This is a genomic window from Billgrantia aerodenitrificans, from assembly GCF_021404405.1.
Classification (GTDB): domain Bacteria; phylum Pseudomonadota; class Gammaproteobacteria; order Pseudomonadales; family Halomonadaceae; genus Halomonas; species Halomonas aerodenitrificans.
The window spans coordinates 156,456-179,230 of record NZ_JABFTV010000003.1 but is presented as its reverse complement, the minus strand read 5'-3'; the positions used below and the strand labels follow the sequence as shown (position 1 = coordinate 179,230).

The window sequence follows — 22,775 nt, the reverse complement described above, 5'->3', positions numbered from 1 at the left end:
GATGACGGCGAAGGCGATCGACATGCGCTGGTGCGAAGGCGACCTGCCGACGGGGCCCGGCCTCGACGGCATGGCGCGCGCGCTGGCGCTGGTCGAAAGCGCCTCGCCTGCCGAACTGCGCGCCTGCGCTGGCGGCATTCTCCAGGCCAGCCACCAGTTGGCCTGGGTCAGCTGTCTCTACCTCGACGGCAGCGGACGCTGGCTGGGTGGCGACGGTCTGGGTGGCGACGGTAGTGACGTGCGCTTCGACTGCGACGACTTCCGTCACCCCTATGCCCATGCCATTCGTCAGGGCAAGCCGCTGCGCCTTGGCCTGCTGGAGGCGCGTTCGCGGCTCGACCACGCTGACTTCCAGGCCCAGGTGGCAGCGCTTTCCGGTGGGCTGCAGCTGGTGGTGCGTCCGCTGCGGGCGCTGGACGGCAAGCGCGAGTGGCTCGGTGCCCTGGCCATGGCCGGGGAAGCGGCCACCCTCGCCCGGCTCGAGGCGGACGGCGAGTTCGCTGCCTTCGAGGCGCTGCTGTGCCGACTGTGGGCGGGGCTGACCCGCCACCAGGGCGAGCGTCAGCGTGAGGCGAGCCTGCGTCAGTCGCTGGCCCAGCTTAGCGACGGCGCCCGGCGCCAGGCCCTGGCCGAGCGGCTGGCCGCGGATCTGCTGGGTGGCTCGCCGGCCATGCAGGCGCTGCGCAGCCAGGTGGTACGGGCGGCGGAGACCAACCTGGCGGTGCTGCTGCAGGGCGAGACCGGCACCGGCAAGGATCGCGTGGCCCGCGCCATCCATCGGCTCTCGGGACGGCGCGAAGGCGCCTTCATGGCGATCAACTGCGCGGCGATTCCCGAATCGCTGCTGGAGTCGGAGCTGTTCGGTCACGCCAAGGGCGCCTTCTCCGGGGCCGACCGGGCCCGCGAAGGGCTGATCAGCCAGGCCGACGGCGGCACCCTGTTCCTCGACGAGATCGGCGACATGCCGCTGCCGCTGCAGGCCAAGCTGCTGCGGGTGCTGGAGAACGGCCGCTACCGGCCGCTGGGCTCGAGCGAGGAGCGGCGCGCCGATCTGCGCCTGGTGGCGGCCACCCACCAGCCGTTGCGCGAACGGATTCGCGACCAGCGCTTCCGCGCCGACCTCTACTACCGGCTGGGGCAGTTTCCGCTGACCCTGCCGCCGCTGCGCGAACGCAGCGAGGACATCGCCGAGCTGGCCGAAGCCTTCGTCGCCGATTTCTGCACCCGCGAGGGACGCGGCGAGATGGGCATCACCCCGGCCGCGCTGCGCCAGCTGCGCGAGCGCGACTACCCGGGCAACGTGCGTGAGCTGAAGAACCTGATCGACTACGCCTGCGCCATGACCCGCCCCGGCGAGGATGTCGCCCCCGAGGCGCTGCCGGCCCAGGCCGATGCCGAGGCGCAGGGCGTTGACGATGGCAGCGCCTCGACAGCGCCCGCCAAGGCGAACGCCGAAAGCGTGAAGGACCTGCGTCGCGCCCTGCGCGACTACGAGGCGGAGCTGATTCGCCAGCGGTTGCTGCTGTTCGATGGCAACCGCGCCCTGGCGGCCGAGAGCCTCGGCCTGCCCAAGCGCACCCTGGCACACAAGTGCCGACTGCTGGAACTGGATGCCAAATGAGTTCGACCCCTGTTTTCCGCCGCGCGCCGTGGCTGGCGCTGGCCGTGAGCCTGATCGTTGCCGCCGACGCCTGGGGCGACACCGCCGAGGCCGTGGTGGCCCAGGCCCGCGAGTGCGCGGCCGAGTCCTCGCGCCTGGAGCGGCTGGGCTGTTATGACGCCCTGTTCCTGACCTTCGACGAAGAGACGATGAGCGAAGACCTTCGCCCCGCCCTGTGGCATGCGATCAACGCCCAGGAGGCCGAGCGCGAAGGCGACGAGATGGGCCTGCTGGTGCGCGAGGAGGGCGAGGACGTGCGCATCAGCGCGCCGGCGCTGGGCAGCGTGCCGCCGCGGCCGCAGCTGGTGATCGCCTGCGAGAAAACCATCACCCGCTTCCAGCTCCACCTGCCGCAGGCGTTGGACGCTCCCCGGGTGCAGGTGCGCCTGCGAGCCGGCGGACGCGAGCTGGAGCAGGTATGGCAGGCCCGCGACGGCGGCTACGTGGTCAGTGGCGGCCGGGGGCTGCCGGCCATCGCCACGCTGCAGCAGCTGCTGGACGCCGACGAACTGGTACTGGGCAGCGACCAGGCCACCCTCGACGGCCTGCGCTTCGAGGCCGCCGGGCTGCGCCAGGCGATTCAGCCGCTGCGCGACGCCTGTCGCTGGTGAGGTAGAGATGCGAATCGTCAACGAGACACAGCTGGAAGGCCTGCTGGCCGCGCTCCCTCCGGAGGGCGTGGGCAGGCCCGTGGTCGACAGCGCCGACTATGCCTGGCTCGACGAGGAGATGATGAAGATCGGCTCGCTGCAGCACGGCGGTGTCGATTGGGAGGGCGCCGAGACCCGCGCCGTGCGCCTGCTGAGCGAAACCGGCAAGGACCTCAAGGTGCTGGGCCACCTGCTGCACTGCCTGCAGCGCGGCGGCGACGGCGTGCGCTTCGCCCTCTCGCTGCGGCTGTTCGCCGGCAGTCTCGCAGGCTGGTGGAACCAAGCCTACCCCTACGCCGGCGTGCAGGGCGAACGGCTGCGGCCACGGCTGTTCCTTCAGTTCGCCCAGCGCGCGCTGACGCTGGCGGAGACCCTCGACTTCGACAACGCCGCCGACGAGCACCAGGCCTGCGAGGGCGCCCTGGAGGCGCTGCTGGCGGCGGCCCGGGGGCTCGAACTGCCCGATGAGCCGCTGGTGGACCTGCAGCGCCTGCTGCGTCAGGCCCGCCCCAGCCAGGCTGCGGCGCCCGCCGCCGCGCCGTCACGGGAGGAAGTCACACCCGGTGCCGTTGCGGGCGGCGCCTCTGCACCCACGGCCAAGCTGCCCGAGATGCGCCTGGAAGCGGGCAACGAGCGCGGCAACCGCCAGGCGCTGCTGAAGATGGCCGACTTCCTCAACGAGCAGAGCCCGAGCGACCCGCTCGGCTATCGGCTGCGGCGTCACGCCATCTGGCATGCCATCCAGGCGCTGCCGGCCACCCGCGACGGCGTCCGCTCCGAGCTGGCGCCGCCCGCCGCCGACCGGGTGGCGGAGTATCGCGAGGCGCTCTCCCGCGGCGCCGACGCCGAGCTGTGGAAGCGCATCGAGAACAGCCTGGCGGTGAGTCCCTACTGGCTGGAGGGGCACCGTCTCAGCGCGAGTGCCGCCGAGCGGCTCGGCCATCCGCGCTGCGCCGCGGCCATTCGCGACGAGGCGGGTCGCTTCGTCGAGCGTCTGCCCGGCATCGAGGCGCTGACCTTCAACGACGGCAGCGCCTTCGTCGACGCGGAGACCCGCCAGTGGCTGGAGGCCGCCGCGGGGGGTAGCGGCGGGGGCGGACAGCAAGGCGGTGGCGATCCGTGGCAGGAGGGGCTCGCCGAGGCGCGCGAAAAGCTCGATGCAGAGGGTCTCGAAGCGGCACTGACGGGGCTCGACCGCGGCCTGGCCGAGGCCCGCTCGCCGCGCGAGGTCGCCTACTGGCGGCTGGCCAGCGCCGACCTGCTGCGCGATGCCGGGCTGGCGGCGCTGGCCGGCCAGCACTATCGCGCGGTGTACGCCTCGCTGGCGAGCCTGGGTTTGGAACAGTGGGAACCGGCGCTGCTCGAGCGACTCGAGCGGGCGGTGGGGAAGGGCGCATGAACTGGCACATGAACACGATTCGAACACGAGCTGATCGGCACCCCGAGACGACCGACAGCAGCATCACCACCGACAACATCATCATCGACAGGGACGAGGGCTAAGGCTCATGTGGAAAAGTGTGAAGTCCGGTCTGAGTCGCTGGGTACCCGGCGCCTCCAGGGCTGAAAGCAACCTCAACCGGGCCAAGATGCACGGTAACAAGGCCCAGGGTATCGGCAAGCAGGCGAGCAAATTCACCGTCGTGCTCTGGTGGCTGCTGCTGGCCGCGCTGGTCGCCGCCATCTGGTGGCTGGGGCCGATGTGGCAGGTACGCGACAGCTACCCGCTGGCGCCCTGGCTCAACCGTCTGCTGGCCACTCTGGCGCTGGCCACCCTGGTGGCGGTGGTGTGGGGCATCCGCCTCGCCCGCCGGCTGCGCGAGGTGAGCGACGAGCGGCGCCACAACGAGCAATTACAGCTCGACCCGGTGCTGGCCCAGGTGGAGCAGCAGGAAGCGACGCTGAACGCCACCCTGCACGAGCTGCTCGACAACCTCGGCGCCGGGCCCGGAGCGCGCTACAAGCTGCCCTGGTACCTGGTGATGGGCGTGGAGAACGCCGGCAAGACCAGCCTGATCAACCGCTCCGGCCAGAACTTCGCGCTGACCCACGTGATGAAGGCCTCCGGCCAGGGCAAGAAGGGCAACCAATACGGCTTCGACTGGTGGATCGGCGACAAGGCGGTGCTGATCGACCCCGACGGCGAGCTGCTGACCCAGGGCGCGCTGGAAGGGGGCGAGCCCCAGGAGATGCAGAGCCGGCTGTGGGATCACTTCGTCGGCTGGCTGGAGTACAACCGCCCCCAGCGCCCGCTGGACGGCGTGGTGCTGGTACTCGACCTGGCGCGGCTGAGCGATGCCCGGGTGGCGGTGCGCAAGGCCTACGCCTCGCTGTTGCGTGCGCGCATGCGCGAGCTGATGGAGCGCCACGGCGCGCGTCTGCCGGTCTACGTCACCTTCAGCAAGATGGACCTGCTGCACGGCTTCGACGACTTCTTCCGCCACTACTCCCGCGCCGCACGCCGGGCGCCGCTGGGCTTCACCTTCAGCGCCGAGAGCGTCGAGCGTATCGATCAGTGGGCCGACGAGTTCGCCAACGCCTACGATGCCATGCTCGAGCGCCTCAACCGCAGCCTGCCCACGCTGCTGGCCGAGTGCCGCGACCGCGAGGAGCGTGAATCGGTGTTCCGCTTCGTGCGCCAGCTCGCCGGCCTGCGCGACGTGCTGCTCGGCTTCCTGCGCGAGGCGCTCTCCAGCGACCGCTACTCCACCGCCGCCATGGTGCGTGGCACCTACTTCACCTCGGTGTACCAGCAGGGCGTGCCGGAAGATCCCTTCGTCGACGCCGCCGCTCGCCGCTACGGCATGGCCGATACCACTCAGCCGGCCCATCGCGCCGCGCGCAGCGCGCTCTACTTCACCGAGGAGCTGTTCGAGAAGGTGATCTACCCCGAGGCGGGGCTGGCCGGCGACAACGCCCGTGCCGCCCGGCGTCGGCGTCGCCTGCGGCGTACCAGTGCCTTTGCTTGCCTGGTGGGCGGCCTGGCGCTGGTGGGCGGCTGGAGCCACTTCTACCAGAAGAACACCCAGGCGCTGGCGGCGGTGGAGGAGAAGGCCGAGGCCTTCCTCGCCGCCCAGCCCGACGAGCTGCGCAGCGACGACCCCACCGGCTATGCGCTGCTGGAGCCCCTCGACCGGCTGCGCGCCGCCACCCTGGAGTTCGGCGACTATCGTGAGCACCTGCCGTGGCTGGCCGACATGGGCCTCTACCAGGGCCACGCCGTGGGCCGCCAGGTGGAGAGCGCCTATCTGGCGATGCTCAGCTACCACTTCCTGCCCTCGCTGATGATCGGCATCATGGACGACATGAACCGCGCCGAGGCGGGCAGCAACGAGAAGCTGGCCCTGCTGCGCGTGCTGCGCATGATGTCCGACGCCAGCGGGCGTCAGCCCGAGCGGGTCGAAGCCTACATGGCGCGGCGCTGGCAGCGTGCCTTCCCGCAGCGCGGCAGCGTGCAGGAGCGCCTGCTCGACCACCTCGCCTACGCCATGGCGCACACCGACCTCGAAGGCCAGATCGCTTCCGGCGACCGCCACGCCGAGCAGGCCATGGCGGCGCTGCGCGGCAGTCTCCAGGCCGCTCAGGAAGAGCTCTCGCGTCAGCCCATGGACGAGCGGGTCTACGCCACCCTCAAGGCCGAGAGCTCCACCCGCAGCGGCGCGGTGCTCGAACTCCCACAGGGCGTGGGACCGTCGTTCAACGCCGTGTTCATGGCCCGCGACGACGAGCTGGAGCGCCTGCAGGTACCCAGCCTGGTGACCCGCGACGGCTTCGAGGGCTACTTCCTCAAGGAGATCGAACAGGCCACCGAGCTGGCGATGATCGACCTCTGGGTGCTGGGCCAGCGTGACGACATCGCCTTCAGCGCCGCCGACGAGCGCCAGCTGCGCGACGCCCTGCACGAGCGTTACGTCAGCGACTACCACGTGACCTGGCGTCAGGTACTCGACGACCTCTACCTGGTACCGCTGCCCGACATCGACCAGGCCGTGTTCGTGGCCGACACCCTGCTCGGCGCCAGCCGGCCGCTGGATCGCCTGCTCGGCGAAGTGGCGCGCCACACCCGGCTCTACCCCGAGCTGCCGGAAGACGACGAGACTGCCCGCCAGGCGCTGGAGCGCTCGCCGCGCTACCGTCTGGCCGGCGAGATCGAGCGCAACTTCCGCGACCTCAACGCGCTGCTCGACGCCCGCGGCGACAACCCGGCCGACATCGCCGAGATCAAGGTGGCCATCGGCGAGCTGCGCGACTACCTGCGCCAGGTGCAGGGCGCCAGCGACCCGGGCCGGGCGGCCTTCCTCAGTGCCCGCGACCGCCTGGCGCTGCGCGGCGGCGACCCCATCCACAACCTCAAGCGCATTGCCGAGAGCACCCCGGCCCCGGTGGGTCGCATGCTCGACAGCCTGGCCGATCAGAGCTGGCAGCTGATGATGGCCAGCGCCATCCGTCACCTGGAGCACCAGTGGCTCGACGAGGTAGTGGGCCCTTATCAGGAGCGCCTGGCGGGCCGCTACCCGCTGGTGCCCAGCGCCTCGCGTGAGGTGGCACTGGCCGACTTCGAGGCCTTCTTCGCCGGCGGCGGCATCCTCGACCGCTTCTACCAGGAGAACCTGCGTCCCTTCATCGAAGAGGCCCCCGAGTTCCTGGTCGACGCCGAGGGCAGTCCGCTGCTGCGTCAGAGCGTGTTCACCGCCTTCCAGCGCGCCGAGCAGATCCGCCAGGCCTACTTCGGCCGCGACGGCGTGCTCGACGTGGAGTTCGCTCTGGAGCCGGTGAGCCTGAGCGCCGACAAGCGCCGCAGCGTGATCAACATCGACGGGCAGATCATCGACTACGCCCACAGCGCCAGCTCGCGGGTCTCGATGATCTGGCCCAACGCCCTGCGCGGCGGCAACGAGAGCCGCATCACCCTGGTGCCGAGCCAGGTCAACCGCTCGCCGCGCAGCCTCAGCCGCGACGGCGCCTGGGCCTGGTTCCGTCTGCTCGACGAGGCGGAGATCACCAGCGCCGGCGAGCGCGACCTGGAGCTGCGTTTCCAGGTCGACGGTGGCACGGCGCGCTATCGCCTCTACGCCACCGGCTCGCGCAATCCCTTCACCCGTCCGCTGGTCGCCGGCTTCCAGCTGCCCACCGCGCTGTACGCCGAAGGAGGCTTCGATGTTGGCAGCCTTTAAGCGCCTGTTCGGCGGCGAACGCCGCAAGGAGGCGGCGCCTGCCAGCACGGAGGAGGCGGTGAAAGGGCTGGAGGAGGCCTCGATGGAAGACATCGACGCCTTCCTCGAAGCGGCCCGACGCGCCGATACCAAAGGGCACTCGCCCTGGGTACTGCGCGACGAAGCCCGCCTGGCCACCCTGCGCCGGGCGCTGGAGTTCACCGTGCAGCACGGCCAGTGGCTGCAGCGCGACGGCGGCAACATCGCCCGCTGGCAGGGCCGGCTGCTCAAGCTGCGTCACGGCGAAGGGCCCACCCTCGGCATGCTGCTGGCGTGCCGACCGGATGACGAAGCGGCCTGGCAGCTGCGCTTCTTCTTCGTCGAGCCCGAGTGGCAGGGCAGCGGACACGGGGCCCGCCTGCTGCGGGCGGCGCGCCTCAGCCTGAACGGCGTACCGCTCAACGCCCGGCTGCCACTGGCCTGCCAGTCAGCGATACGCAGCCTGGAGCAGGCCGGCTTTGCACGCATGCACGTCAATGCCTTCGAGGTGGCCAGCTTCGAAGCGCCCGCCGAGTGGGACTAGGCGAATAGCGACAGGAGAACGACAGATGGGACGCAAACTGGTACTCGTGGGTGACATCGGCACCGATCACGATGGCTTTCCGCCGACGCCGGTCACCGCCGGCAGCCCGACCGTGATCATCGACGGCAAACCGGCAGCGCGCCTGGGCGACCCCCTGGCCCCGCACGACAAGCCCAAGCACCCCTCGCATCCGCGCTCCATTGCCGAGGGCTCGGGCACCATCCTGATCGATGGCAAGCCGGCAGCACTCACCGGCCACGCCGTCGATTGCGGCGGCGTGGTGATCGGTTCCGCCAGCGGGGAGGGCAGCTGACATGGCCGACCGCACCGGACTCCAGTTCACCCTCGATCTCGCCGGGGTCGACAGCGCCGAACTGGCGGTGATCGACTTCACCCTGGAAGAGGCACTCTCGCAGCCCTTCCACCTCGAGGTGCGTTTCGCCAGCCGCGACGGCAGCCTCTCCGCCACCGAGCTGCTCGACCGCCCGGTGAGCCTGACCATCTGGCAGGACGGCGAGGTGCTGCGCCGGGTCCACGCCGTCGTCAGCGAGTTCGGTCGCGGCGACCGCGGCCATCGCCGCACCCTCTACTCTCTGGTCGCCCGCCCGGCGCTGTGGCGCCTCGATCTGCGCCACAACTCGCGCATCTTCCAGGAGGTCTCGCCGCTCACCGTGCTCAACACCCTGTGCGACGAGCGCGGCCTCACCGACGTCGCCTTCGCCGTCACCCGCGACCTGGCGGAAAGAGAATTCCTCGTGCAGTACCGGGAGACCGATCTCGCCTTCGTCGAGCGTCTGGCCGCCGAAGAGGGCCTGTTCTACTTCCACGAGTTCGAAGATGCGCCGAACGGCGCCCACCGCCTGGTATTCGCCGACGCCCCCCAGACCCTGGCCCACCTGGGCGAGCGTACCTACCACGGCCGCGCCGGCGGCACCCCGCCGAGTCGCCACGTACGCAAGCTCCAGCAGCTCGCCCGGGTCGCCCCGGCCTCGGTCACGCTCAAGGACTACTCGTTCAAGAACCCCGCCTATGCCCAGCTCCACGAGCACGCCGCGGGTGACCTGGAAGAGCACGCCCAAAGGGGCGAATACGAACACTACGACTACCCCGGGCGCTACAAGGCCGACGCCTCCGGCGACGCCTTCACCCGCATCCGCCTCGAACACCTCAGAAGCGGCGCCCTGACCTGCGCCGCCGAGAGCGACCTGCCCGAGCTCGCACCGGGGGTCAAGTTCACCCTCACCGACCACGACCTCAGTGAGCTCAACCGCGACTGGCAAGTGGTCAAGGTCAAGCACACCGGCAGCCAGCCCCAGGCGCTGGAAGAGGATGGTGTCACGCAGAGTGACGCGGCGGGTTTAGGCCTGCGGGGTCGGGCAGGTTCGGAGGGCATGACCAAGTTCGACAACGAACTGATCCTCACCCCCGCCGACCGCGCCTGGCGCCCCACGCCCAACGCCAAGCCCCGCGTCGACGGCCCGCAGATCGCCTTCGTCGTCGGCCCCGAGGGCGAAGAGATCTACTGCGACGAACACGGCCGGGTCAAGGTCCAGTTCCCCTGGGATCGTTATGCCGAGCCGGATGAAACCGCCAGCGCCTGGGTGCGCGTCTCCCAGGGCTGGGCCGGCGGCGGCTACGGTAGCATGGCGATACCCCGGATTGGGCATGAGGTGGTCGTCTCGTTCCTCGAGGGCGACCCGGATCAGCCGTTGATCACCGGGCGTACCTATCACGCCGTCAACAAACCGCCCTACGTGCTGCCCGAGCACAAGACCCGCACCGTCATCCGTACCCAGAGTCACAAAGGCGAAGGTTTCAACGAACTTCGCTTCGAGGACGAAGCGGGCGAAGAGCAGATCTGGCTGCACGCCCAAAAAGACCTGGAGCTGCTGACCAACAACGACCGCACCGAAGAGATCGGCAACGACAGCTTCCTCACCGTGCACCACGACCGCATCGGTGAGATCCATGCCGATGATCACCTGACGGTACACGGCAGCCGCCACACCCAGATCGACGGCGACGACCACCTCATCGTCGACGCCAGCCGTCATGAAAAGTACGGCCGCGCCCAACTGGTCGAAGCCGGCCAGGAGATCCACCACAAGGCGGGCATGAAGGTGGTGATCGAAGCCGGCGCCGAGATCACCCTCAAGGCCGGTGGCAGCTTCATCAAGCTCGACCCCAGCGGCGTCACCATCGTCGGCAGCCAGGTCAAGATCAACTCCGGAGGCAGCCCCGGCTCCGGCAGCGGCCAGGCCGCTCAGGCACCGGCGCTGCCGCGGGAGGCGGAAGCGGCACCTGAGTTCACCCCGATACAGGCTCCTCAGCAAGCGGCGCTGCTGCAACAGAAAGCGCTGTGTCCCGTATGCGAAAAGGATGGTAGCGCGTGACGGATATGGCGAGCTGGCCGCTTTCCCAAGGGCTGACGGGTGGCCCATGGCGTTGGCCCGTCGAGCAGCACGTTTATCTGCTGCTCGATGGCGTGCGTATCCAGGAACTACCGCGTCGGCTTTATGAATGGTCCGAGGGGCAATTGGAGGCCGATCTGCTCTATGCGGGAACCCCTTGGGCGACGGTCAGTAACGTTTCTCCCTGGCTTGTGCGGCTATCTGGTCCTGATGACCCGGTATTGCAGCGTTTCCTCGCGGAGGGACTCGAGCCGGAATGGGGTTATCTCATAATCGGCCAAGCAAGCCTGCTTGAATTGGCCGATCATCTGCGCCGCCTGGTGCAGGTCGTACACCCCAGCGGGGTTCCGATGCTACTGCGCCTGGCTGATCCAGCCGTCATGTCAGCTCTGCTAACCGCTGAAAGCTCACCGGCACATGTCCCTTGGGGGGCTATCGATCAACTGGTCGTGCCCAATGCCGTGACGGAAGAGTGGGGCTATGGTTCGCCCGCTCAAGTGCAAGCCGACCCTATTGCACTGGACAGCGAAGGCTACCGGCTGTCGGAAGTGCAGCTTGCCCGGCTCCAGGCCTGCGATCTGCGTCGAGATACACGCCAACTGCTGAGCTTCGTCGAGCGTCATTGCAACGATTGGTTGCCGGACGCGGCGAAATCGCAGCGATATGCCTGTCTTGAGCGGGTTATCGGCGAAGCCCGCGACATGGGCTTCAACACGCCTCGCGAATGGGCGCTGCTGTGCACCCTGATGGCCCGGCTAGGAACCCTGACGTGGCATGGCCATACCGACACACCCCTTTATCACGAGTTGAGCGATAAACGCCTGGGCGGAATCGAGCGTCTCGAGGCTGCTCTGAGCGCGGCCACAACCTCACAATCCTACGTTACGACATAGGGAGCATGTCACATGTCTGCCTTCGAGCGACCCAATGATGACCGCGACAACGGTGCCCTGGCCGCCTATGAGCTTTCCTGCCGCGATAGCGAGGAGGGCGCGACCTGCCCGCTGATCAGCGGCAAGGTGCAGCTGCTGCCGCTGCGTTATGGCCTGGTCGAGGAGCTGGTACCCGGATGCTCCACGCCCTACACCCTGAGTGCGCGGCCGCTGGGCATTCGCCTGCTGCGTAACGGCTATCTCTATGTGCTCGATGGTGAGACCAACGAACTCGCCGAGTACGAGTTTCGTGAACAGGGTGATGAGATCACCGGTGGCAAGCTCGAATACGAGACGGATCGAACCCTCTACGTTTGCTTCTCTGAAGTGAAGTGGACCGACACCAAGCGTACCCAGGTGCTGGAGAGCGAGGAGGATCGTGATGCCTTCATGCAGGCAGTCGATCTTTCGGGCGCCAACCCCGTCACAGGGGGCGGCGAGCACTTGATCACCACGGCTCAGGCAGAAGAGTGGGTCGCGGAATTCGCCGAAGATGCCGAGTTGGAGCAGCCCGAAGGCGGCCATGAGCAGGAAGGCGAGGCCTACCACTGGGAAAACGACCATTACTACCACAAGTCTCGTCTTGGCAAGCTGCTCAAGCAGCATGAGGTCGAGGACCGTGACGAGTGCTTGTGCCTGGTGGTGCGGGATGACATCGGCGTCATGCGTGACTTGGCGATGTACCAAGACAACGTAGTGGGGTGGCTGAGCGAATGGTCTAAAGAAAAAAATGGTCGAACAGAGCGTGACTATGTATTAGGAAGTTACATAGAGTCGGCAACTGAGCTCACTCAGGAGGCGCTAGATGCGTTGGCTGAGTTGGATAAAGAAACAGAACGCGAAGCGCTATGGAACGATCTCGATGACCTGGACGATGAAGACGCCCGCCAAGCAGTGACTGACTATCTTAACCATGAAGGCTCCCTGCCTGAAGTGGATGAGGCCCATCTTTCCGAGGAAATACAATCTGAGCTGAGAGCATTGGATGAGAAAATTTCAACACTAAGGCCGAGCTTTGGGCATGGTGTTTCTTCCGATTTGGAACGGCTGCGCTTAGAGACTCAGCGCCAAGCCATACTGAATCGAGAAAGCACGCGGCAGATGCTGAATGCTTCAACCAACGCTGAGTTTTTTGACCCTCACCTTGATAACTTGATCGAACTTCGCCAAGAGCAGCGTCGGCGAGTTAATGATATGAAACATGGTGCTAGGCTGGGTCAGAGAGGTATCAATGATTTAGTGCGTCGCCAAGAGATGGATGAATTCTTGGTGCAACAGCGTATAAAGCTTTCGCGCTGGAATGAGCTGCTTGAGCGTATTACCGATGATCGCGTCGAGATGCTATGTCATTCGCGCTTTCAGGTTTCCGCTTGGTATTTTGATTCTTGTGATCAGGAGCAAATCAAAGCTGCTTTTCTAGCTGAGTACGCGGTAACCCGTGATATAGGCCGAAGTGATGCGGCCAATGATCGGATATTCTCTTGGCTTCAAGCCAACCCCCATTTTGACCGGCCAATGTTCTACGCTCTCTCGGTGGCCGACGGCACAGCGTTGATACGAGACTATGCAAGTCTATACGGCGCTGGCTATAAAGTGTTATCTGAAACATCCTCATGGATTGACCGATTGGTTGCTATGGAGGTGGATAAACTACCAGATGTAGCTGCCTTGGAAGAAAAGACTCAGGCTGCTGCCGACAGTGTGCGCACCAACCTGGCACCGGCCGTAGGTGTGGGGTTTGAGCGCGCGATGGCGGGGGTTTCCGAGGCCCTGGATGGCCGTGGACAGTTACCCAGTGTCGAGGCGCTGTTCCGTAGCAGCGAAATGCCCAAGGTACTGGGGCCTCGATTGATCGATGCTGCACGGCGTGGCGAGCTGAATTTCCATTTTGCTAATGTAGAAGAGCTTGCAGCTTTCGAGCGTACATTGAGGCGAGTTTTAGGCCTTCGTGAAAATTTACGCTCACTCAATAACCAAATTCGCCAAACTCAACGGGCTAGTGGGAAGAACTCGCAGCGAGTTTTGCAGCTGAAAAATGAAAGAGCAAATGTTCAGGCTTCCTTGAGCCAATATGAAACCCTGCTGGCTGAATCGATAAGCCCAGTCGAGACACCAGATGAAGATGCAGTTCGAGTAATGTCGGGAGTTGAGGATTCCTCTCTTGGGAAAGCTCGTGCTGGTATTACGGTAGTATTGCCAGCGGCTCAGCAGCGTGAAGTAAGTCGACTAATTCGTAACTTCCGTTTGGGCATCTCGAGCACTGCCAATGTGATTAATGTAACTGGCGATGGCTTGAGCTTGGCTATTTTTGTGGCACAGGCGGTGAACCTGATGCAAGCCATGCGAGCGTTAAACCAACTCCCCTCTCACTCCCCCTCAGGGGTACGTAGGCAAGCCTGGTTGAATGTATTTAACGCTGCCTTCACGACTGGGGCGGCTGGCTTTCTGACTGCTCAGGGAATTGGCCAAACTGTTTTAGAACGACAGGCAAGGGCCTTGGGGGAGGCGTTGGGCAGCGGGTCGGTCAGTGCACAACTGGGAAGGATGCACTTTGGCTTGGGCGGTGCAGGATACTTTATAGGCTTTTTGGCTGCGGGGCTGGGGCTTGCCAATAATAGTGGTAACCTTGTCGAGGCGGTGCGTAGTGGACAGTCGCGGGCTCAACTGGGTGCGTCTACGGCTATGGTAGGGAATCTTGGTATGATGGGCTCCCATGGATATGGCTTTACAACCACGCTCCGCGTCGGCGGTGAAATAAGGCAAGGTGTAACGACCTGGGCCTCCGCCGGGGCGCGACTAGGTAGTCTTTTCTGGCGAGTCAACCTGATAGGCTTGGCTTTTACTGCCCTGGAACTGGCCGGTACTTGGATGTACAACCGCTACAACCTGAGCAAACACGACCAGTGGCTGCTGGACTCTCCTTGGGGCAACGACTATCAAGAACCAGATGATGGCCAGCCGCTGAGACACTATCTGCAGGCCTTAGAGGAAGTGCTGCAACCCACGCATGCCGTGGTCGAAGCGCATTATGGCGAGACCGTAATGCCTGCTTGGTTCGATAGTCTGACCGAAGGCATTCGTAATCCAACCCAGTATAGTATAGCCCTGCATATGCCCAACGTGTCGCCGGCCATGCTTGAGGCCCTAGGGGGTGAGCCACCGCTGCGCTTGGCGCTGAGGGTGTGGAGACTGACGCCGGCCGGTCGACGTGGCCGCTGGACATCGTCCCGCTGGGAAGAAATTACCGAAACCTGGGCAAATAGCATGGTCGGCGCCACCCGCCCACAGCAGCACGCTGGCTTGGTAGTGAGCGGAGAAACGCCCACTGAAGAGCGCGGTAAGGTGCGTTATGTAGTGGGAGTACGTTACTCACGTCTGGATGAAGAGGGAGAACGCCGCAACGATGAGCAGTATATCCTAATCCGTCCACGCCATGGACGAGATACCGGCAGCAGCCATCGCCATATGCCGGAAGCTGGGCTCAATCCCAACTTCACAAATGGCGATTGGTATGAAATCGACGGCCGGGCCATCGTGGTCCTAGCCACCAGTAATGACTGAGCATCTAATGGCGAAAAAGGCACACACCGTAGAGCTTCCAGAACCAACGCCGGGTCAACCCCACCGAGCCGGCGATACCGAACGCGTTGGTACCAGCAAGGTGACCTATCTGGCACCGTTGCCATTGCCCACTGGTATGCCACCAGTGGACTTTAGCCAAGCCATCAGTAGCCTAAACGATACTTGGCTCGATTATGGCGCTGGGCCACCTAGCGTTTTTGGTTACCAGTTGGCCATAGGCATCCCTATATTTGGAGTTTTTTTTAGCCTTGTGCTGATTCCCCTGCTACTGATTTCTGTTATGGACTGGCAAGGGTATCAGATCCTACTGGTTGTGGCGTCTTTCGGCGGGGGGGCTGGTCTCCTAATGTCGTGGTGGACCATGCGAGGCATGCATCGGGAACGCCTGAAGGCTACTCCCATCCGCTTTCATCGCCAGCGCCGCGAGGTATGCTTTATTGTCAAGGAGCAGCGTCTGCAGCATGAGGTCGAGCAGCCGGTCATTGTGCCCTGGGAGTCGCTGATGGCCTGGGCGGTGGAGGGACATGGAGCGACTCAGTACGGTACCACTCGACAATACGGGCTGGGAATTGGTTACGCTCACCCTAAGACAGGAAAGTGGCTCAAGAGCGAGGGTCTGACCCCAGGCATGGCTCTCTCCCTCGGCGAGTGGGAAGTGCTGCGTGCCTATATGGAATACGAGTTGCACAGCCTGGATGAGGTGCAGGATCCCCTTGGCCTGCGGGCTCCGGGCGACCCACCTCATCAGGGCGTTCATACCATCCGCAATGCTCGCCGTAAGCTCCACAACAGCCTGCGTGAACGGCCCTCTTTCTGGCGCTATCTCTACGCGGTGGGATGGTACTTCATCCACGCACTGTCTTTGTGGACTCTGCCGGGATATCTGGCTGAGCGGGAGCACCGAAACATCCAGCGGCAGCGGCCACAGTACAAGTTGCCCGAGGTGGAGGAATGGTCCAAGCCACTACCTAAAGAGCAGTGGGCCAAGCCAAGCGAGGAGCTGATGCGTTTGTCGGAAGAGGTTCGGCGGATTCGCCAGCGCGATCCGCAGCAGTCCATCGAAGAAGTGTTCGCCGAGGCTTATCGTCGCCAGGGAGTCGAAGCCTGACGATGGCCAAACAGCGCAAGGGCTTTTCTGGACCCGACCCCTCCCAGCATCCCCGTTCGGGTGATACACAGGTGATTCCTGGGGGGGAGGATTACCTATCTGGCGCCGTTGCCCTTATCGACGGGCCAGCCGCCTTTGGATATGAACAAGGCCGTAAGCGAGTTCAACGATACTTGGCTGGATTTCGGGGGCGGGTGGCCGAATGTCTTTGGATGGCAGATGATTATCGCTGGGTGGTGTGGGTTTTTGTTGCTATGTGTCTTGGTTTTTCCAGCGCTTATTTTTTTCTTATGCCTGGCATATCGCCCGAAAATTTCATTTTTTATATAAGATATTTTTCTGGCTGGGAACGTTAGGTGGGTTGGTTCCATTGTTGTTAATGTATTTAGGCTACTATATGGGTATCCAGGACTTGAAGCGAAGCATTCCCGTCCGCTTCCATCGCCAGCGTAGAGAAGTCTGCTTTACCCTCTCTGATACGCAGGAAGTCGTCTACGTGCCTTGGGAGTCCTTGATGGCCTGGGTGGTAGAAGCTCGTGGAGCCACTCAGTATGGCGTGCAGCAGCAGTACGGCATGGGGGTTGGGTACGCCCACCCGGAGACGGGCAAGTGGCTGAAGCTTGAGTACATGGCGGCGGGATTGCCCCTGGCGATCAGCAACTGGGAAGCGATCCGCGCCTATATGGAGTATGAAGTCCACTCGCTGCACGAGATTCAGGATCCCCACCTGCCAAGGGGCAAGGACGATCCACCTTGGGAAGGTGTCCATACACTGCGCAATGCGCGCCGTCGGATGCTCGAGCGCCGGGCCAATGGGGAAGTGGGGCCTATCTTCACTTTCTTCTGGTATGCCTACCATGTCATCGAACTGTGGAATCTGCCCGGTTACCTGACCGAGTGGGAAGTCAAGCGGCTGATGAAGAGCCGCCCTAAGCTGCGCCCGGCGGAAGTGGAAAAGTGGTCCAAGCCACTTCCCAAAGAGCAGTGGGCCAAGCCCAGCGAGGAGCTGGTACGTTTGTCGGCCGAGGTGCGCCGACTACGCGCGGAGAATCCCCTCAGTTCCATCGAGGAGATCTTCAGCGAGGCCTATCGTCGGCAAGGAGTGGTGGCTTAGCTGTGCTTCGGATAGTTAAAGAAGAGAGTTATCCACACTTGGGTTACTAAGGGGCTGTTTCTCTCTTTGAGAAAAAGCCCCTTCTATCGTTTAGGAGCGGCGCGCCATTTCTACCCTTCCCGATATTTTTGGACGCGTGACCGGTTGAAAAATTGGCCAGCCATGTCATTGACGGCCTGGCGATAACCATCAAGGGATTTGACGCACCATGCCCAAACCAACCATCGATGATTCACTGCCCGCCATGCGAGCCGGCGAGCGGGAAAACCGCGCCGGGGGTGAGCAGTACTGCTTGAGTCCTTTGCCTCTTCCCTCGGATAGCGAGCATGCAGTAGATGTAGCTCATATTGATGTTCGTCACGATGACGTCAGCATGGACCTCCGTCAGGCAGTAAGCCCCGAGAGCCTTATGACTGCGGGGCATACGCTAAGCGCTGGGGCTAGCGCTATTCTTGTGCTTTTTTTTATTACATGGTGGGCTGTTGGCGGTTTTCCACCAGACTCACAGCTTATAACTTTATGGGGAGGGGGTCTCTATTTCGGCTTCCTGTTCGTCTTTATTCTAGGTATCGTTTGGATGAATACGTTGCTTAGGCGTATCCCCCCTATTCGCTTAAATCGTCAGCGCCGTGAAGTAGCATTCGTCGTTGACCCGCCTGGTCGTTTTTTGCTGCCTGGCCCTCAAAATCCTTGGTTGATTTCTTTTGGCCCCGGCCTGGCAGCTTGTATATCTGGTGGAATGGGAGTTATTGAAATTGGCGAATGGCTAAGAGGCGCTCGGGAGGACTTTCCTCTGGGTTTGTTGCTGCTGCATATCGGCTCCATGGCCTTTCTTTTTGCTTACCCCTCAATCTATGACACCTTCTGTCGGCTCTGCAAACGCGAGCGACATACTGTGTTGGTACCGTGGGAAGACGTGATCGCAGTATGCGGCTTCAACCCCAGCCTAGGCCCGGGCGCCATCACGGGCTTCGGCTGGAACTTCGCCCTGCTGCCGCCCGACCCTGAACGGCCGGGTTACACTCTGCCCGGGGCCGGTATTGTCGTCGGTGTGGGCGGCCTGCCCGGGGCGCTGGCGCAGTGGGAGTACATCCGTCGCTTCATGGAAGAAGGCCCCGAGGCCATCACGCCTTCGGCCCGGGAGTGGGGCCTGGAGTGGTACGACGCCTACGTCGCCCGGGAAAAGGCGGAATGTGAACGCACCAACGACATGGCCCGCTGGCGGCGCTTCCGTCGCAAGCGGCTGTGGGAGCACGCCCGCTTCGCTCACTGGTACACCGAATATCGCATGAAGCACGTGCTGCCCAAGGCAGTGCCCAAAGACTGGCTGGCAGAGTGGTCCAAGCCACTGCCCCGGGAGCAGTGGGCCAAGCCTTCCCGCCAGCTTGCTGAACTCAGCGAGCAGCTGCGCGCCGCCTACCAGCGCGGCGAGAAGTTCATCGAGATGGGCGACATCGAGAAGCGCTTCGGCGTCGAGGTGCCACCGTCGCCGCGCACGGCTTACCGCACCCTGCCGTTTGCGACCAACGTGGCCTGACGATTCGCCTCATGGGCGGTAGGAGAGACACACGATGCAATCATCCGCCCTTCAAGGCCTCGTGGCAGCGCTGGTTCGCTGCTTTTCCATCTATCTTGGACTCACGGCTCTGCGCTTCGCGGTGCAGGGCGTGAGCTTCCATAGCAGCGATGTTCACTACCTGCATCTGGGCTACTTCGTTGTGACGGCACTGCTGTTTGCCGGGGTGGCGATTGTGCTCTGGCATTTTCATTCGGCGGTGGCGGGCCGGCTGCTGCCTGCTACGGGGGATGACCAAGCGAAGGCGTCGGCCCTGACTGGGGTCGACTTCGAGACTGGGCTGATCGGGGCGGTGGGGTTGTATGTTGCCGTCACCGCACTGCCTCAGCTCGCCAACCATGGCGCCTGGCTGTTCTACGACCGTGAACTGCTCGGTATACATCGAGCGGTAGAGGGGAGGGCGGCCTTTGTCGGCAGCCTGATTCAGCTTGGCCTGGGGGTATTGCTGCTACTGCGGGCGCCCGGTATCCGGCGGCTGGTTGCCAGGTTACGAACCGGCGGCACTTGAAGCGCTCCTTGCGGCCACGGGCGTCAGCAATGAAGATGGCGTCACAGCGAGCCAAAAACGACAAAAGGAAAAGCCCGGCCTTGCGGCCGGGCTGGATCTTCGCTTCCTTACCTCCACCTCGAGCATCCTTCCACCCGAGCATCCCTGGATAGTGAGTCTTCCTGACTCGGTCGTCCCTGGTTGAGCCTCCGTGCTCAGTACGGTTTTACTTTGCCAAGTAACGGTCTCTTCAGACGTTAACCTGGGGCAAGTGGCTTGTAAGAAATTGCCGATTCGTTTTGTAAGAAATAGCTTACAACCTTCGGCTGCCCTTCACTCTGCGCTTTCTGCCAGGCGCTCCGATGGCGTTTCGGCCGGCTGTGGGTGGACGCGCAGCAGCCACGAGGCGGCTGCGACGCCGGCCAGGCCGAAGATGGCGCCGGGCAGGGCGCCGAGCGCCAGGCTGGCGATGATGCCGCCGAGCAGCGCCGCGCCGCCGGCGAGGATGGCCGGCGCAGCGGTGGCAGAAACCACGTCGCGCTTGCGGCGCATCTCGAAGGTCACCACCGCGATCATCACGGGGGCGACGGCCACGATGCACAGCGCAATCCACCACAGGCGGCCGAGCCAGAAGCCCACCTCGCCCGGTATGCCGGCGTCGATGGGCAGCCCCAGGCGCTCGCCCAGCCAGGCGGCCGGCAGTTCGGCGAGCTTGTGCCAGAGGTAGAGCGGCATACCCAGGGCGCCGAGGATCGTCACCGTGCGGTCGATTCGGCGGCGCTCCAGCAGGCGGCGTACGGGGGCTTCGAAGGTCAGCGCGGCACCTACCTGAACCCACATCACGCCGACCAGCGCCAGGGTGGGTGGCAGCAGATTGCTGGGCACGCCGAAGGCGCCGTCGACCATGGCCACGGGGTAGCCCGAGGCCACGGCGGCGGCCAGCCACATCAGCCCGAGTAATAGCAGGGCGAGGCCGCAGCCCAGGCCGGAGAAGCGCCCGCGCTTCCAGGCGATGCCGAGTTGCTGCGGCAGCAGCCAAACCACCGCGGCGTTGAGCCAGCCGATGCCGCCACCGTTGGCGGTGACGCGAGCGCCCAGCTCCAGCAGCTCGCCGGGAGAGCTAATGCCGGCGCGCAGCAGGTCCACTGCGGCGGCGATCAGCAGCAGCCCTGCCACGGCCTTGAGCCCCCAGCGGTTGTCGGCCCACACGCTCAGCGGTAGCAGCGCCTGCACGCCCAGCAGCATCATCAGGAACCAGAGGTGAACGGTGAGCGAGTGGTTGAGCGGGCCGAGCAGGCGTCCGCCGGTATAGGCCGCCAGCAGGACGAAGGCCACCAGCACTGCCAGGTAGGTAACGGTGGGGCGGGCCAGGCCCAGAGCCCGGCCCGCCCACCAGTGCAACTGGCGCTGGCCCTGATCCAGCCGACGCTGGGCGCCATCGGCGCTGACCGCGGCCGAGACGAAGACGAACAGCGGCACCACCTGCAGCAGCCAGGTGAGCACCCCGGCGCCGGTCCACACCAGCAGCAGGTGGTCGGTGGTGGTCATCAGGCCGTTTTCCAGCCGCGGCAGGGTAGCGATCCAGTGGCCGAACACCACCACCAACAGTGCGCCGGCACGCAGGGCATCGGGATAGCGATCCCGGGCTGCCTGCGGTGCGGCTGCGCTATCCGAAGCCGAGCCCTGCCTGTGGGTTGCCTGTTTCATGATGTTCCGTTCCATTCGATTGGCGCTTGCAAATGGCGTGCGCCTAGTGGATATTAGTTATCGAACAGTGTTTCCTAACATCATCCATGAAACGTAAGCGCCTTGCAAGAACAGTGTGAGAACCGCTGAAACAGAGGAAATCGCCATGGATACCCACACGCTGTTGATCCATGTCCTGCTGTACGTCTTCCTGCCGCTATGGGGAATTGCCGGCTTCGTCGACTGGTGCTGTCACCGTGCCACGCACATCGAGGAGACCTCGGGGCTGAAGGAGACCCTGATGCACTCGGCGATGGGCATTCAGGTGGGCATCCCCATCCTCATGTGCCTGCTCTACCGCATCAACGTGCTGGTGCTGCTGATCTGCCTGCTGGCCTGGGTGCTGCATGAGGTCGTGGCCCACTGGGACGTGCACTACGCCGCTCCCCGGCGTCACATCAGCATCTGGGAGATGCATGCCCACAGCTACCTGGCCAGCCTGCCGTTCTACATGCTGGCGATGATCATGGTGATCAACTGGCCGGTGGTGATCGATCTCGTCTCCCTCAACTGGGCCGGGCAGATGCGGCTGATTCCCGTCGAGGTGCCCCACGGCGGCGAACGCTACCTGCCCTATTACCTGACCTTCATGGCCCTGCTGTGCGTGTTTCCCTACATGGAGGAGAACCTGCGCTGCCTGCGTCACTACCTCAAGCACGGAGGCAATCCCGCATGAGCGTCTATATCACCAGTAGCGGCCACTATCTGCCGGGCGAGCCGGTGGACAACGAGCAGATCGAGGCGGTGCTCGGCCTGGTGCACGGCAAGCCGAGCCGGCTCAAGCGCCGCATCCTGCAATCCAACGGCATTCGTCAGCGTCACTACGCCATCGATGCCGAGCACAACACCCTGATCAGCAACGACGAGATGGCCGCCCGGGCGGGCCAGGCCTGCCTCGACGACAGCTTCCTAAGTAAATCACGGCTCGAGATGCTCAGCGTGGCCACCAGCCAGGGCGATCTGGTGCTGCCGGGGTTCGGCAGCATGGTCCAGGCCGAGCTGGGCGTGGCCGGCGTGGAGCTGCACAGCAGCCACGGCATCTGCTCGAGCAGCATGATGGCGCTCAAGGCGGCTTACACCGGGCTCAAGGCCGGTGAGCACGACAATGCCCTGGTGATCGCCAGCGAGCTGGCCTCGCGGCTGTTCAAGGCCAGCCGCTACGAGGCGGTGGCGCAGGAGGTCGACTTCAATGCCGAGTTCCTGCGCTGGATGCTGTCGGACGGCGCCGGGGCGCTGCTGCTGGAGAGCGTGCCGCGCCGGCGCAGCTTTCGTATCGACTGGATTCGCGGTTTCTCCCACGCCGACGCCTACCCGGTGTGCATGAGCGTCGGCCGGGCGGTGGGCGATGCGCGCAGCTGGCAGGATTTCGCCACCTACGCCGAGGCGGAGGCCGCCGGCGCCCTGCTGATCCGTCAGGACGTTCGCCTGCTCGACAACATCGTCAAGCTGGGGGTGGACGGCCTGCTGCGGCTGATCGACGAAGGGCGGGTCGAGACGGGGCGGATCGACCACGTGCTGTGCCATTACTCGTCGCACTATTTCCGCGGCAAGATCTTCGACATGTTGACCCAGGCCGGCGCGGCCATCCCCGAGGAGAAGTGGTACACCAATCTCTATACCCGCGGTAACACCGGCTGCGCCTCGATGTTCATCATGCTCGACGAGTTTCGTCGCACCCAGAGCTACCAAACCGGCGACACCATCCTGTGCATGGTGCCGGAGAGCGGTCGCTTCAATAACGTCTACATGCAGCTCACGGTCGTGGAGGAATAA

At 64.3% G+C, this 22,775-nt stretch carries 17 protein-coding genes; 16 read left to right on the top strand and 1 reads right to left on the bottom strand.

The features are described 5' to 3' along the window. Position 1: 1 nt before the first annotated feature. From HOP59_RS06990 to HOP59_RS06925, 14 genes are all read left to right on the top strand, one after another. Positions 2-1,621 (top strand): sigma-54 interaction domain-containing protein, encoded by a 1,620-nt coding sequence (locus tag HOP59_RS06990; RefSeq protein WP_234253318.1) that lies wholly within the window; start codon positions 2-4, stop codon positions 1,619-1,621. Then, positions 1,618-2,271: a type VI secretion system-associated protein VasI gene (gene vasI / locus HOP59_RS06985; RefSeq protein WP_234253317.1), complete on the top strand. Its 654-nt coding sequence runs from the start codon at positions 1,618-1,620 to the stop codon at positions 2,269-2,271. Before HOP59_RS06990 ends, vasI begins: the two co-directional genes overlap by 4 nt. A 7-nt stretch (positions 2,272-2,278) precedes the next feature. Then, the gene (tssA, locus tag HOP59_RS06980) at positions 2,279-3,709 is read left to right on the top strand and encodes a type VI secretion system protein TssA (protein WP_234253316.1); all 1,431 of its coding nucleotides are present in this window, start codon (positions 2,279-2,281) and stop codon (positions 3,707-3,709) included. Between the two features lie 109 nt (positions 3,710-3,818). Continuing rightward, entirely contained in the window at positions 3,819-7,484 is a 3,666-nt protein-coding gene (gene tssM / locus HOP59_RS06975; protein WP_234253315.1) for a type VI secretion system membrane subunit TssM, read from the top strand. Further along, positions 7,468-8,046, top strand: a complete 579-nt coding sequence (locus HOP59_RS06970) for a GNAT family N-acetyltransferase (protein ID WP_010626168.1) — start codon at positions 7,468-7,470, stop codon at positions 8,044-8,046. The genes tssM and HOP59_RS06970 overlap by 17 nt, the downstream gene beginning before the upstream one ends. Positions 8,047-8,071: 25 nt before the next feature. Next, the gene (locus HOP59_RS06965; protein ID WP_181513494.1) at positions 8,072-8,359 is read left to right on the top strand and encodes a type VI secretion system PAAR protein; all 288 of its coding nucleotides are present in this window, start codon (positions 8,072-8,074) and stop codon (positions 8,357-8,359) included. 1 nt (position 8,360) lies between these two features. Further along, positions 8,361-10,439 (top strand): type VI secretion system Vgr family protein, encoded by a 2,079-nt coding sequence (locus HOP59_RS06960; RefSeq protein ID WP_234253314.1) that lies wholly within the window; start codon positions 8,361-8,363, stop codon positions 10,437-10,439. A 5-nt stretch (positions 10,440-10,444) separates the two neighbouring features. Then, positions 10,445-11,350 (top strand): DUF4123 domain-containing protein, encoded by a 906-nt coding sequence (locus HOP59_RS06955; protein WP_234253490.1) that lies wholly within the window; start codon positions 10,445-10,447, stop codon positions 11,348-11,350. A gap of 12 nt (positions 11,351-11,362) precedes the next feature. Next, positions 11,363-14,950, top strand: coding sequence for a toxin VasX (locus tag HOP59_RS06950; protein WP_010626172.1), 3,588 nt, complete (start codon positions 11,363-11,365; stop codon positions 14,948-14,950). Between the two features lie 391 nt (positions 14,951-15,341). Further along, positions 15,342-16,079, top strand: a complete 738-nt coding sequence (locus HOP59_RS06945; RefSeq protein WP_234253313.1) for a hypothetical protein — start codon at positions 15,342-15,344, stop codon at positions 16,077-16,079. Positions 16,080-16,081: 2 nt separating this feature from the next. Continuing rightward, positions 16,082-16,435: a hypothetical protein gene (locus tag HOP59_RS06940; protein ID WP_141638493.1), complete on the top strand. Its 354-nt coding sequence runs from the start codon at positions 16,082-16,084 to the stop codon at positions 16,433-16,435. A gap of 158 nt (positions 16,436-16,593) precedes the next feature. Next, entirely contained in the window at positions 16,594-17,193 is a 600-nt protein-coding gene (locus HOP59_RS06935) for a hypothetical protein (protein WP_010626174.1), read from the top strand. 916 nt (positions 17,194-18,109) lie between these two features. Further along, positions 18,110-18,730 (top strand): hypothetical protein, encoded by a 621-nt coding sequence (locus HOP59_RS06930; protein ID WP_234253312.1) that lies wholly within the window; start codon positions 18,110-18,112, stop codon positions 18,728-18,730. Between the two features lie 34 nt (positions 18,731-18,764). Beyond that, a complete protein-coding gene (locus HOP59_RS06925) occupies positions 18,765-19,277 on the top strand; it encodes a hypothetical protein (protein ID WP_010626177.1) in 513 nt (170 codons plus the stop codon). A gap of 312 nt (positions 19,278-19,589) precedes the next feature. Here the strand turns inward: HOP59_RS06925 and HOP59_RS06920 are convergent, their stop codons facing one another. Then, the gene (locus HOP59_RS06920) at positions 19,590-20,963 is read right to left on the bottom strand and encodes an acyltransferase family protein (protein WP_234253311.1); all 1,374 of its coding nucleotides are present in this window, start codon (positions 20,961-20,963) and stop codon (positions 19,590-19,592) included. A 145-nt stretch (positions 20,964-21,108) separates the two neighbouring features. Here HOP59_RS06920 and HOP59_RS06915 point away from each other — a divergent pair, with 145 nt between their 5' ends. Together HOP59_RS06915 and HOP59_RS06910 are read left to right on the top strand one after the other, a co-directional pair. Next, a complete protein-coding gene (locus tag HOP59_RS06915) occupies positions 21,109-21,678 on the top strand; it encodes a diguanylate cyclase (protein ID WP_234253310.1) in 570 nt (189 codons plus the stop codon). Further along, on the top strand, positions 21,675-22,775 hold the full coding sequence (locus tag HOP59_RS06910; RefSeq protein ID WP_234253309.1) for a beta-ketoacyl-ACP synthase III: 1,101 nt from the start codon (positions 21,675-21,677) through the stop codon (positions 22,773-22,775). Before HOP59_RS06915 ends, HOP59_RS06910 begins: the two co-directional genes overlap by 4 nt.